This is a genomic window from Bradyrhizobium huanghuaihaiense (genome assembly GCF_007830635.1).
Lineage (GTDB): Bacteria > Pseudomonadota > Alphaproteobacteria > Rhizobiales > Xanthobacteraceae > Bradyrhizobium > Bradyrhizobium huanghuaihaiense.
The window spans coordinates 244,758-256,933 of the sequence record NZ_VLLA01000001.1 but is presented as its reverse complement, the minus strand read 5'-3'; the positions used below and the strand labels follow the sequence as shown (position 1 = coordinate 256,933).

Annotated in this window: 10 protein-coding genes and 1 tRNA gene; 4 read left to right on the top strand and 7 right to left on the bottom strand. The window is 63.8% G+C overall.

Annotated features, from left to right (window positions below; all coding sequences use genetic code 11):
• Positions 1-41: 41 nt before the first annotated feature.
• Positions 42-1,142, bottom strand: a complete 1,101-nt coding sequence (dinB, locus tag IQ16_RS01135) for a DNA polymerase IV (RefSeq protein ID WP_018644271.1) — start codon at positions 1,140-1,142, stop codon at positions 42-44.
• A gap of 483 nt (positions 1,143-1,625) precedes the next feature.
• Here dinB and IQ16_RS01130 point away from each other — a divergent pair, with 483 nt between their 5' ends.
• The 4 genes from IQ16_RS01130 to IQ16_RS01115 all read left to right on the top strand — a co-directional run bounded on the left by IQ16_RS01130 (position 1,626) and on the right by IQ16_RS01115 (position 4,609).
• Positions 1,626-2,891, top strand: coding sequence for a glycosyltransferase family 2 protein (locus IQ16_RS01130; RefSeq protein WP_018644272.1), 1,266 nt, complete (start codon positions 1,626-1,628; stop codon positions 2,889-2,891).
• On the top strand, positions 2,888-3,934 hold the full coding sequence (locus tag IQ16_RS01125; protein WP_018644273.1) for an HlyD family secretion protein: 1,047 nt from the start codon (positions 2,888-2,890) through the stop codon (positions 3,932-3,934). Before IQ16_RS01130 ends, IQ16_RS01125 begins: the two co-directional genes overlap by 4 nt.
• 31 nt (positions 3,935-3,965) lie before the next feature.
• Positions 3,966-4,223, top strand: coding sequence for a TackOD1 domain-containing metal-binding protein (locus tag IQ16_RS01120; protein WP_145831156.1), 258 nt, complete (start codon positions 3,966-3,968; stop codon positions 4,221-4,223).
• Positions 4,224-4,399: 176 nt separating this feature from the next.
• Positions 4,400-4,609, top strand: a complete 210-nt coding sequence (locus IQ16_RS01115) for a hypothetical protein (protein ID WP_018644275.1) — start codon at positions 4,400-4,402, stop codon at positions 4,607-4,609.
• Between the two features lie 27 nt (positions 4,610-4,636).
• On the opposite strand, the gene IQ16_RS01110 is transcribed toward IQ16_RS01115, so the two are convergent.
• The 6 genes from IQ16_RS01110 to IQ16_RS01085 form a co-directional block, all read right to left on the bottom strand.
• Positions 4,637-4,713 (bottom strand) — tRNA-Arg (locus IQ16_RS01110).
• 105 nt (positions 4,714-4,818) lie between these two features.
• On the bottom strand, positions 4,819-5,517 hold the full coding sequence (locus IQ16_RS01105) for a metallophosphoesterase family protein (protein WP_018644297.1): 699 nt from the start codon (positions 5,515-5,517) through the stop codon (positions 4,819-4,821).
• 46 nt (positions 5,518-5,563) lie between these two features.
• Complete coding sequence (locus IQ16_RS01100; protein ID WP_018644298.1) at positions 5,564-6,475, bottom strand: hypothetical protein; 912 nt, start codon at positions 6,473-6,475, stop codon at positions 5,564-5,566.
• Between the two features lies 1 nt (position 6,476).
• A complete protein-coding gene (locus tag IQ16_RS01095; protein WP_018644299.1) occupies positions 6,477-7,739 on the bottom strand; it encodes an MBL fold metallo-hydrolase in 1,263 nt (420 codons plus the stop codon).
• A 227-nt stretch (positions 7,740-7,966) separates the two neighbouring features.
• Entirely contained in the window at positions 7,967-9,028 is a 1,062-nt protein-coding gene (locus IQ16_RS01090; RefSeq protein ID WP_145831154.1) for a sensor domain-containing diguanylate cyclase, read from the bottom strand.
• Between the two features lies 1 nt (position 9,029).
• A complete protein-coding gene (locus IQ16_RS01085; protein ID WP_018644301.1) occupies positions 9,030-12,140 on the bottom strand; it encodes a bifunctional diguanylate cyclase/phosphodiesterase in 3,111 nt (1,036 codons plus the stop codon).
• Between the last annotated feature and the right edge of the window lie 36 nt (positions 12,141-12,176).

The following is a 12,176-nucleotide window of genomic DNA, read 5'->3' as shown; positions in this document are numbered from 1 at the left end:
GATAAAGATGTCGCGTTTGCCGAGCGCCGGCCGAGCCCGGTTCAGATGCCCAGAGTCAGCTGCGGCTCCGCATCGTTCCCGTCCTGGAGGGAGGATAGCGACACGCCCAGCAGCCTGACGCGCTTGGGCAGGGGCATTTCGATTTCGAGCAGACCGCAGGCCAGCCGCTCCAGCTCGTCCCGGCCAGCAACCGCCGCGGCGACGGACCTGCTCCGCGTGATGATCTCGAAGTCGGCGAACTTGATCTTGAGGGTGACGGTGCGGCCGCGGTTGCCGGTCGCCTCGCAATGGCGCCAGACCTTGTCGACGAGCGGCTTGAGCTCGGCCGCCAGCGCATCGAATGCGTCGAGGTCGATCGAGAACGTGGTCTCCGCACCGATCGACTTGCGGATCCGGTTGGCCCGGACCGGCCGCTCGTCGACGCCGCGCGAGATCCAGTAGTAATACGCACCCGACTTGCCGAAATTCGCGTTCATGAACTCCAGCGTCTGGTTGCGGATGTCGAGGCCGGTGAACAGGCCGAGTGCGTTCATCTTCGCAGCCGTCGCCGGACCGATGCCGTGGAACTTGCCGACGGGCAGCGTCTCGACGAAGGCCGGGCCCATCTCCGGCGAGATCACGAACTGGCCGTTGGGCTTGCGATGATCGGAGGCGAGTTTTGCCAGAAACTTGTTGTAGGAGATGCCGGCCGAGGCATTGAGGCCCGTCTCGGATTTGATCTTCTCGCGGATTCGCCGCGCGACGTCCCGTGCCAGCGGGATGCCTTGCAGGTTTTCGGTCACGTCGAGATAGGCCTCGTCGAGCGACAACGGCTCGATGACAGGCGTGTGCTCGGCAAAGATCTCGCGGATCTGCCTGGAGATCGCCTTGTAGACCTCGAAGCGCGGCTTGACGAAGATCAGGTCGGGGCATTGCCGCTTCGCGGTGACCGACGGCATCGCCGAGCGCACGCCGAACTTGCGCGCCTCATAGCTCGCGGCCGCAACGACGCCGCGTTCGGCGGAGCCTCCAACCGCGACCGGCTTGCCGCGCAGCTCCGGATTGTCACGCTGTTCCACGGACGCATAGAAAGCATCCATGTCGATATGGATGATCTTGCGCACGGGCGAGGCGTCGCCCGTCACCGTGTCGGAATCGCTCATGCCATGATGATACAATCGCGCAAAGCGAAGCGCGAGGTGATGGATGCTTCAGTTGCCCATGTTCGTCGTCGTCGTGGTCGCGCTAGGCGTTCGGTCTCGACGGGTTCAAGGAGCAATCTCGGCCTTGTGAGTGGCAAGCCAATCGGTCCTTCGCCCGCCTGCTCCAGCGTGCGGCGCGCCTCGGATGCTCGGCCGCCCGCGCCTTGCTCGCCTCAAAGCCTCCGCGGCCGATTTCATATCCCTACAGATTTTCCGCGAATTCTAACCGATCGGGTTCCCGCGCGGTCGCTCTTCGCAAAGCCCTTCGCCCGGTTGCCGCAAAGGGATATGCTAAACTCCGAGTTGACGGTCCCGTCTTCGGAATTGACGCAGACGAAGGAGGGCCGGTCCACCGATATGTCCTCGGTCTCGTGCGGGTCGCTGGCTTCTTTTCATCCAGGTGCGGATCTGGCACGGCTCGCTATCCGGGGAGGGTAGGTCAGCATGCCCGAGGCATTGCAGTTGATCGCCGATATGAACTGGATTCAGCTCGCGCTCGCGGTCATCATCTTCGATATTCCCCGCTATACGTTTTCACTGCTGTCGCTCTCTCTGCTCGGCCTGACCGGCGCGCTGTCCCAACGGGAAACGCCGATCCGCGCATCGGTCAGCGTGATCGTGCCCGCTTTCAACGGTGGTCCCGGCCTGCTTCGTTCGATCGAAGCGCTGCGCCGGCAGACCCTGGCGCCGCTCGAGATCATCGTCGTCGATGACGGCTCCACCGACGACACGCGCGCCATTGCCGAGGAGGCACGCGCGGCGGGGCTGGTGGATATGGTCATCTGCCACGGCACGCGCTGCGGCCGGAGCGCCGCGATCAACGCCGCCGCCCGGTTCGCCAGCGGCGAGCTGCTGCTGACGGTGGATGCCGACACGCTGTTCGAACCGGCGGCCGTCGCCGGGCTCGCATCCGCATTCACGGATCCGCGTGTCGCGGGCGCGAGCTGCAATATCGCGATCAGCAACGAAACCGCTTCGATCTGGACGCGGCTTCAAAGCATCGAATATTTGATGTCGATCAGCGCTGGCAGGACCATCCTCGACACCGTCGATGCGATCGCCTGCCTGTCCGGCGCCTGCTCCATGTACCGCCGCGATGTCTTCATGCGGCATGGCGGGCTCGACGTTGGTCCGGGCGAGGATCTGGAGTTCAGCCTGCGGCTGCGCCGGCTGGGTTATCTCGTTCGCTTCGTGCCCGAAGCCTGGGTCGCAACGGCAGGGCCCGCCAGTGGCCTTGGCCTGCTGCGCCAACGCGCGCGGTGGGATCGCGACGCCTTGCGAATCCGCCTCATCATGTACGGCGAATTGCGGTTCTTCCATCGCTTGGAGCGGTTGCCCGATACGCTGCAGAGGCTGGATTTCATCCTGTTCGACCTGATCCCCACGCTCAGTTTTCCATTCTACCTCGTCTATCTCATGGCTTTGCTCGGCATCGACGCCTTCCGGCTTCTCGCCGCGATCTACGTCCTGCTGACGTGGATTTCGTTCTTCAATCTCGGCCTCGCCTTCGCCCTGTTCAAGCGCGCGCCGCGTATCCTCGATCTCGGGGCCGCGCTGGTCTTCCCGGTCTATCAGAGCGTCTATCTGAAATGCGCCCGGCTGGTCTCCTACTCCTCCGAGATCATCTTCGCCGCGTCCAGGGACGATGACTTCGTGCCGCCGCGCGTACGTCGCGCACTGTTTTCCGGTCCTGAAGGAGCACGCCGATGAATGTCGCGATCAACAGGCTGGACCCGAATGTCCCCGATCCCGTGGAAAGCCGTCGGAGCGCCGCGGGACGGCTCGTGCGCCTTACCTATGCGACGGCCGTTTTCGGCGTGCTCGCCTTTCTGGTCGTCTATTTTGGCGCGCCACTGGTCTATCTGAGCGGACCGGGGACGGTCTCGTCCCCGCCGCACGTCGTTTCACTTCCCTATCTGGTGCAGGTCGCAGAAGTCATGGTGACGCCGGGCACCACGGTCAAGGCCGGGGACCGGATCGCACAGATCCGCTCGCCCGAGCGCGACAACATCGTGGCGACCTACATGCGCGCATTGGCCGACATCGCGAGCCGGCGATCGGAGTTGCGCATCAGGGCCCGCGTCGCGCAGGAAACGCTGGAAGCGGCGAAGGCGTACAGGACGTTGACGGAAGAGGCTGTCGACCAGATCGAAGCGTCGAGCGCGGCGAGCCTGGCGTTTCGCCTCGAATTGCTGCGTGAACGCGGCCTCGCTCGCAAGTCCGTCATTTCGCAGGAGGCGGAGATCGCGGAGTCCATCACACAGCTGGCGGACCTGAACGATTTCGGCCAGCAGCTGCGCGACCATCTCGACGAGGTGGAGCGGAACTTTGCCGGCGGCCAGGTGCTGGCGCCCGTCGCCGGTATCGTTTCGACCAATCTCGCCAATGTCGGGCAATCGCTCGTGGCGGGCACGGCGATCGCCGAAATCCTCGATCCCGCCGACATCTTCGTCGATTGGTACATTCCGAATGCGCGCCTGGTCGAGCCCAGGATCGGCAATCAGGTGCTCGTGGTGTTCGGCAACCGCCGCATCGCCGGAACGATCGCGGAGATCCTGCCGGTCTCGGTCGTGTACGCCGCAGGCCGGCAAACCCTGACGCGCGACCGCACGGCTGCCCAGATCGCGCGCATCCGCTTCGTCGCGGACGCCGTTCCGCCGCCGCTGAATTCAACGGTCAACGTTCACATGTACTACACGAGCCTGACGTCCCGGTTTGCCGCAGCCTTGGTCCGCCTGCTGGGCCTGCAATAGGGCGAGGATGTGCTATCGAAAGGAAACGACGGTGCAGATCAGCGCGGATGAAACGATGTGCCCGGTCTGCCGAAATCGTCTCGCATTCGATCGGATCCTGCATCACATGATCTGCGCCTATGTCGGGCCGTCCAGCGATTTCGTCGAGACAGCCGACGGCTATGTCTGTCCGAAATGCCGGCGCAGCATCGCCTCAGGCGACCCGGCTTGCGAAGTCGTCGGCACGAGCGCGCGGTGCAGCACCTGCGGCAAGGAGATGATCGTGTCACCGGTCGCGGGCGCGATCTGAAATGCTTCAGACGTCGCCGGTCGTCGTCGCCACGGTCGCGTTTGCCGGCGTGCTCAATGCGGCCATCTGACGTTTGAATTGAGACGTTCAGTCTCGACGCATTCAAAGAGCAATCTCAGGCTTGTGAGTGGCAAGCCCAGGGATGTGGTCCCATATGAGCCGACGGAGGACAGCCCATGCAGTACAGCTCCGAGCTCATTCAGACGATGCGCCAGGCACTCGAGACCGTGATGGCGAGCGTGCCGGCCCATCAGTCGGTCTTCGGCCTGAAAGCGGCCGTCGCCGAATGCATCCTGAAGGCCGCTGCGCATGGTCAGACGTCCTATGACGGGCTGGTGGCGTCCGCCTCCGACCAGATCCAGGCGATCGTTTCGATGCTGACGTAGATGCCGGTAGGAATACGACGGCAAGACTGGCGCACCCGACACGATTCGAACGTGTGACCTTTGCCTTCGGAGGGCAACGCTCTATCCAGCTGAGCTACGGGTGCTAGTCGAGGTTCATTTAGCCGATTGGCGAGGGGTGGGCAACCGCTAGCTTTGCCCGGGCCCAGATGCCCGGAATCGGCCGAATTCGTGGGCCTGCGCTTCGCTGTTCAATGCCGGAGGGCGGCCGGTCCCGAGATCTCGCCGGAATCGTTCACAAACATCAACGGGCCCGCCTCCGAGGTGGCGAACACGGCTGCTGTGAGCGGGCCGCCGAAGCAGGCGCCGGTATCCAGGTTCAACCGGTTCGCGCGCAGATCAGGTGTCCGGGACCGGATCGGCGTATGGCCATGGACAATGAACAGTCCGTGGTCGAGATCGGACGACAAGAAGGGTTCCCGGATCCAGAGCAAATCCCGCTCGGACTGCGACGCCAGCGGCACCGCCGGCCGTATTCCCGCGTGGACGAAAAGTCGTCCATGCTCGATCTTCATGAGCGGAAGTGCGCGGATCCAGTCGAGATGCTCGCTGGGAAAATCGACGGGATCGTCGATCCCGTAGCTGTCGAGCGTCTGCTCGCCGCCGTTTCCCCACCAATTCATGAGGTCCTGGTCGGTGCGCTCCATGTCGGCCGCGCGAAGCAACATCTCCTCATGGTTGCCCTGGAGACAAACGAAGGGGCGGTTCTGCTCCCCTTCGCTGCCGACGAGAAAATCCATCACCTCGCGGCTCTGGGGGCCCCTGTCGATGTAGTCTCCGACAAGGACGAACTGGGCGCTCCGGTGACCGCGAATCTCGTCGCAAGCGGCGAGCAGCGACACCAGCTTGTCAAAGCAGCCATGGATGTCGCCGATCGCGAAGGTGAGCAATTCGTGCTCGGGAAGGGGCAAAATAAGATTCCTCCCTCTTGCCAGCTCAGATGGTGAGACCCCTTGGCGTGCCTTTGAACTTGATCCGCTCCTGACCCACGCCCACCTCCGCAAGCGACTCAGTCACTCTTTCTTTTAGCGTCTTGCCGCTCTTGTCTTTGCGATCGCTTTGATCCGCAGTGTAATCATAAACGAGCAGCCCGACATTGGCGCTGTTCACGTTGAGTTTGGCCCCGCCCTTAACGGCGCGGATTGCCGCAGCCACACTGCGACGGTCGTTGCTCCATCTCGCCATGTCGGCCAAATTCTCCGCAACACATCGATAGCTCTTATCGATCTCCGTCTGGTGAAGGTCGATCACTGTCCGATAGTCCTTGATCTGATCGACAATCTTGCCGTTCTCCAGTTCGCGGTTGCTGAACGTCTTGGCCTCCCAGAATACCAGATCCACGCCGTTCGCCGTCATTTCGAAGTTCGCCAGGTCCATGCGGGGAAGGTTCCGCTTGATGTCGGGGATGCCGGAGGCGTTGATCGCAATCTCGACGTCCACGACGGAGGGATTGGATGTCGCGATCTCGTGAACGCCTTCCTTCTCCTGTCCGGAATAGAGCGATGCGGCTCTTTTGAGCTTCGCCAGGGTCGCTGCGCCCTCGTAATCGCGCGTCAGCATTCTTGGCTCGGCCTCGCCGAAGGCGAATTTCCCCTCGACGAGCGAGATCTGATCCTTCAAGTCCGGGTTCAGTAGATATTTTTCGTGCGTCGAGGCAGCCACTTTCCCGCCCTTGAACGACACTTTGAAGATGGATTGCCCCTGCCAATAGATGTTCAAGTAGTCATCCCGAACACCGATGATGAGCGACGGATCGGCGAGAACGTCTTTCCACCAGCCATCCTGCTGCGCGAGTGCTTCGAGTGCCCTCAGAAAGTCGCCGTTCCAGATTCCACGTTTGAAGCTCATCTCATACCTCCCACCATTCGCCATCGCGGCGTCGCGTGACGTTGTTAAAATATTTGCCGAAGCTGTCGCCTTCGAACGTGTGAATGGGCACCAGCTTCTCCGGTTGTATTGCGTTCGAGAGCCGCTTGAGATCCGGGATGCTGGCGTGACCCGAGGTATGGATGATTTCCATGGGAACGCCGCGTGTCGCGAGATCCGCCTTCAGCCCGGCGCCAGGACCATCCTTCAGGTATCCGTCCCATTGCGACCAGATCGCCCTGGTGCCGGTCCAGAGATTTGCGGTCTCCACGTCGCGGGCCATTGCCGGGCGAAACAGCATCACCGTGCGATCGGCGATCTCGGTGATGCGCTCGCGGTAGATGCGTGCAGATCTGTACGGCTCCAGAAGATCGAAGCGCTTGTTCCGTGCGATCTGTCGCCGCTGATATTCCGGCACATAGACCGACAGGTTGGGCCAGCCGACGCTCGGCAGGCGCTCGTTGCCGGTGGCCCGCAATATCTCCATCGCGTAGAGGTCCAGCAGCAGCGTTCGGTCGCTGCGCTTGCAGGCGCGGTAGATGCTGACGATGCGATCGATGTTCTGCGCGGACGCCGAGAGGATGACGAAGCCCGGCGGCCTGAGGCTCTCGGTCAGCCTCGCCTCGATGTCGTCTTCCGTCGGAAATTGCGTGTCTTCGTCAAGGCGGCCGAGGCTCGACCCCTCCATCAGCATCGTATCGACGCCACGGGGCGGATTGCTCACCAATCGCTCGAACAGACCGCCCTTGCGGCCATGCGCACGGATGTCGCCGCTATAGAACAGTCGCCGGCCGGCGGCGTGGATCAGCAGCGCATAGGCATCATAGGCCGAATGATCGACGAGATAGGGCGTGATGCTGAACGGGCCGATCTGGAAGGTCTTGCGATCGACCAGCTCGAACGAAACGAAAGGCACGAAGGCATTGGGCACGAAAGGAGCTGCCGCACGCATGATGCGCGCCGTCGCGGCGCCCATGGCGAGAGGGACGTTGGGTCTGCACAGCGGCAGCAAGCCCCAATGATCGCCGTGCCCGTGCGACAGGACGATTCCACGCAAGGCTGTATCCTCGGCGCGAAGCCCGGCCACGGGCGGGAGCAGATCATCGGACGGGCCGTCGGCATCGAGCGGAAGTCCGAGGTCGAGCAGGATTCGCTCGCCTGCGGCCTCGAGCTCAATGCAGGTGCCACCAATTTGCTGCGTTCCGCGGTGGACACGTCCGCGAAACGAACCGGCTTCCTCGGACATCAGCGGTTGGTCTTGATGGCAGGGCCGGGTTCGGCCGGGCAGGTGAGGGCACTGCGCGATGGATTGGGAAACTTCAAAGCGAATTCGGCTCCAGGCAACGGCTTATCTATATTCAAACGAGCGCCCGAGAAATTGCGGCTGTTCGAGAAGAAAATGTGCGTGTTGTACCGGTGCAACATCACCCGTTGGCGCGCCCGAACGCAATACAACCTTCGGTGGGATGAATGTCAGCCTCGGCTGGAGCGGCGATTTGCGACGATTGGAAGCCGGTGCGCGCCGCGATCGGTTCGCACGAACTCGGCCAGCACCCTGTCGGCGCAGATGACCCGGTTGCGGCCGAGCCGCTTGGCGACATAGAGCGCTTCGTCGGCCTCGCCCAGCAACCGGTCGGGGCCGCCGTCGGCGGCGCCGGGCATGCGGCTGGCGACACCGACGCTGAGGGTGACGTGCTCGCCGGCGCCATTGGCGCCATGGACCATCCGCAAGGCCATCACGGCGATGCGGATCTCCTCGGCGATGACGCAGGCGGCATCGCAATCCATGTCGGGCAGGATCAGCGCGAATTCCTCGCCGCCATAGCGGCTGGCGAGGTCGAGCGGGCGCACGGCGTGCCGGCTGACGACGGACGCGATCGTGCGCAGGCATTCGTCGCCGGTCTGGTGGCCGTGGTGGTCGTTGAACAGCTTGAAATGATCGACGTCGACGAACAGCAGCGCCAGCGGCTTCTGCGTGCGCTCCGCGCGGGCCCATTCGCTCATCAGCATCTGGTCGAACGAGCGGCGGTTCGACAGGCCGGTGAGCCCGTCCTTGGTGGCGAGCTCCTTCAACGCCATCTCGGCGCGCTTCTGGTCGGTGAGGTCGCGCAACGTCTCCACCACGGCGATCAGCTGGCCGGCCTCGTCGTGGATCGGGCCGGCGTCGATGGCGAGATAGAGCTGGTTGCCGAGCTTCGGCATCACGCACCAGTTCTCGGCGGAAAAGCCGAGCCCGTTATGGCCGCGCGCGGCATATTCCGAGTAGAACTCCGGCAGCTGCTCGGGACGGTCGAGCGCGACGAGGTCGGCAAGGCAGGGGCGCCTGGTCTCATAGAAGGCCTGCCAGTGCTTGCTGGTGCCGATCACCTCGGAGGCGGCGACGCCGGTCAGCCGCTCGCAGGCCCTGTTCCAGATCACGACGCGGCGCTTCGGGTCGATCACGAAGGTCGGCACCACCAGGTGCTGCATCAGCCGCGCGGCATAGGATTCCGCAACGTTGACGCTCCCGGTCTGCGTCTTGCCTGGCTTCGCCATCTCAGGCCACCGCCGCCACCGGCGCGGCATCGCCCTTGCCGAACAATTTTCGCACCTCGGCGGCGGGCTTCGGCGCGCTGAACAAATAGCCCTGCATCTCGGTGCAGCCGAGGTTACGCAGCATCTCGCGCTGGGCCTCGGTCTCGACGCCCTCGGCGACCGTGGTCATGCTGCTGGCGGCGGCGATGTTCACCACCGCCTGCACGATGACGGGCGCGCCGCTGGTCTCCGCGATGTCGGCGACGAAGCAGCGGTCGATCTTGATCTTGTCGAACGGGAAGCGCTTGAGGTAGCTGAGCGAGGAGTAGCCGGTGCCGAAATCGTCGAGCGCGATGCGCACCCCGATCGAGCGGAGCTGGTGCAGGATCGACAGCGCCGCCTCGTCGTCGCGGATCAGCACGGCCTCGGTGATCTCGAGCTCGAGCCGGCGCGGATCGAGTCCGGAGGCGGCGAGCGCGCTGGCGATCCTGAGCGCCAGCGTGTCGCATTTGAGCTGCACCGGCGAGACGTTGACTGCAACGCGTATATGCGCCGGCCAGGTCGCGGCTTCGTTGCAGGCGGTGCGCAGCACCCAGTCGCCGAGCTCGTTGATCAGTCCGGTATCCTCGGCGATCGGAATGAACTCCGCCGGCGACACCATGCCGCGCTCGGGGTGGCGCCAGCGCAGCAGCGCCTCGCAGCCGGAGACCTCGCCCGAGCGCAGATCGACCAGCGGCTGATAGTGGATCTCGAAGCCACCATTCACCAGGGCCTGGCGCAGATCCTGCTCCATGGTCAGGCGCGCCTTGGCGCTCGCATCCATCTCCGGCTCGAAGAAGCGGTGGGTGCGGCGCCCCTCGGCCTTGGCGCCGTACATCGCGAGATCGGCATTCTTGATGAGCTGGTCGAGATCAGCTCCGTCCTGCGGCGCCAGCGCGATGCCGATGCTGGCGTCGGTGGAGAGCTGGTGGCCGAGGCAGTTATAGGGCTGGCGGATCGCCTCGTAGATTCGTGTCACGAAGGACAGCACGTCGGCGGAGGACCGGATTCCGGTCTGGATCACCGCGAATTCGTCGCCGCCGAGCCGCGCGATCAGGTCGCCCTTCTTGAGGCAGCCGCGCAGGCGGGTCGCGATCGCCTTCAGCAGTTCGTCGCCGACGTGATGGCCGAGCGAATCGTTGATGCCCTTGAATTCGTCGACGTCGATATAGAGCAGCGCGAACTGCGCGCCGCTCGCGACCTTCTCCAGCTCGCGCTCGATCTGCTCGCGGAACAGCGTGCGGTTCGGCAAATCGGTCAGCGCATCGTAATGCGCCATATGCGCGATCTTCTCGTGGGCGCGCCGCCGCTCGGTGACGTCCTCGACGACACTGATGAGGTAGCGCGGCTCGCCGGACTTGTCGCGAATGCGGATCCGGGTCGAGGTGATGTAGCGCGCTCCCTTGGTCTGGCTTCGCCAGGCATGCTCGTCCTTGAACAATCCCTCGGCGGCCTGCAGCGCCTTGCTGTCGTCCTCGGTGACGAGCCTGGCCTCCTCGTCCGGGTACAGGTCGAAGGGGGTCTTGCCGACGATCTCGTCACTGGACTGGCCGAACTGCTCCTCGGCGGTCCGGTTCACCAGCAGATATTGCCGCGTGCCGGCGTCCTTGACCGTGATCTGGGAGGGGATGTGGTCGATGATCTCGCGCAGGAACATGTAGTTGCGGTCGCGCTCCTGCTCCAGATTGCGCCGCTCGGTGATCTCCTCGATCGTGGCGACCCAGCCGCCCTGCGCGAGCGGAGTGTTGATGACCTGGAAGGCGCGGCCGTTGGGCAACTCGTGGATCCTGGTGGAAACCGTACCTTCGGCGACCACCCGCATCACATCGGCGCAAAACGCCTCGACATCGCCGCCGAACGCGCCACGCTCCTTGCGATGAGACATCGCCTCGCGGATGTGACAGCCGGGCTTGATGACGTCGTGAGAGAGGCCGAACATGTCGGCGTAACGGCGGTTGCAGGTGACGATGTAGCCGTTCGCGTCGTACAGGATCAGCCCTTGCGACATGTTGTTGAGGGCGGTGTCGAGCCGCAGCCGCTCCGCCTCGATCCGTTCCTGGGCCTCGCGGTTCTGCCGGTTGATCTGGCGAATGATCAGATAGAGGATCAGCGCGATCGCGGTGGCCGAAAGCGCGGCCGTGGTGACCATGAAGCCGGTCTGCTGCCGCCAGTCCGCAAGCGCTGCAGCCGTGGTGTTGGTGGCGACGATGACCAGCGGGAAATGCTTCAGCGACGCTGCCGAGCCGAGCCGCTCCTCGTGGTCGACCGGGCTCTTGACGCGAAGCGTGTGCTGGCCGCCCTTGGTCAGCACTCTCCGCATCAGCGGTGCATCCTTGAAGCTCCTGCCGATCAGCTCCTCGACATGAGGGTAGCGGGCCAGCATCTTGCCTTCGCGGTCGAACAGCGAGATCGCCGTTCCTTCCGCAAGTGCCACGGATGCGAAATAGTTCTGGTAGCTGTCCGGATCGATCCGGCGGACCATCGCGCCGAAGAAGGTGCCGTCGGTGCCGTTGAGCCGGCGCGCGACGACCGTGGTCCATTTGCCGATGATGAAGCTGCGGACGGATTCCAGCAGCACCGGCTCGGACATCGGGTCTGATTTGAGCGTCTGGAAATAGGCGCGCGAGGAAATATTGATCTTGGGGAGCGGCTGGCTCCGCGACCAGTTGATCAGCTCGCCATCGGCGTCGTAGATCGCGATGTCGCCGAGATAGGAGATCGAACTGATCTTGCTGCGCAGCATCTGGTTCGTGGCGGGACTGGACATGCGCTCGCGGAACATCGCCGGCGAGTTGATCTCCGGCAGGTTCATCTGCCCGATCAGATCGGCGGCGACGACGTCCGAATCCACGAATTGCTGATCGAAGTGGCGCGCGATCAGCTGTACCGTGTTTTCCAGCTCGCGCTCGCGGTTGACCAGGGTCCGCTCGCGGAATTCGCCGACGGCCATGGCGGTCACGGCGAAGATGCCCGCGACCAGCAGCACGCCGCACAGGGTCAGCCACAGCACCGGACCACGCCGCGTCGCTGCCTCCCAGCCGCCTTTGGCGGCCCGGAACATTCCGGTTGCGACCCTAGCAATGACCTGGCGCATTCCCCCTCCCTGGAGGAACACGAATACACCGCACAA

Excerpts from the sequence above, each read along its gene's own strand:
- IQ16_RS01125 (WP_018644273.1), top strand. The coding sequence starts at position 2,888 with ATGAATGTCGCGATCAACAGGCTGGACCCGAATGTCCCCGATCCCGTG.
- IQ16_RS01115 (WP_018644275.1), top strand. The coding sequence starts at position 4,400 with ATGCAGTACAGCTCCGAGCTCATTCAGACGATGCGCCAGGCACTCGAG.
- IQ16_RS01085 (WP_018644301.1), bottom strand. The coding sequence starts at position 12,140 with ATGCGCCAGGTCATTGCTAGGGTCGCAACCGGAATGTTCCGGGCCGCC.
- IQ16_RS01095 (WP_018644299.1), bottom strand. The coding sequence starts at position 7,739 with ATGTCCGAGGAAGCCGGTTCGTTTCGCGGACGTGTCCACCGCGGAACG.
- IQ16_RS01130 (WP_018644272.1), top strand. The coding sequence starts at position 1,626 with ATGCCCGAGGCATTGCAGTTGATCGCCGATATGAACTGGATTCAGCTC.
- IQ16_RS01090 (WP_145831154.1), bottom strand. The coding sequence starts at position 9,028 with ATGGCGAAGCCAGGCAAGACGCAGACCGGGAGCGTCAACGTTGCGGAA.
- IQ16_RS01100 (WP_018644298.1), bottom strand. The coding sequence starts at position 6,475 with ATGAGCTTCAAACGTGGAATCTGGAACGGCGACTTTCTGAGGGCACTC.
- dinB (WP_018644271.1), bottom strand. The coding sequence starts at position 1,142 with ATGAGCGATTCCGACACGGTGACGGGCGACGCCTCGCCCGTGCGCAAG.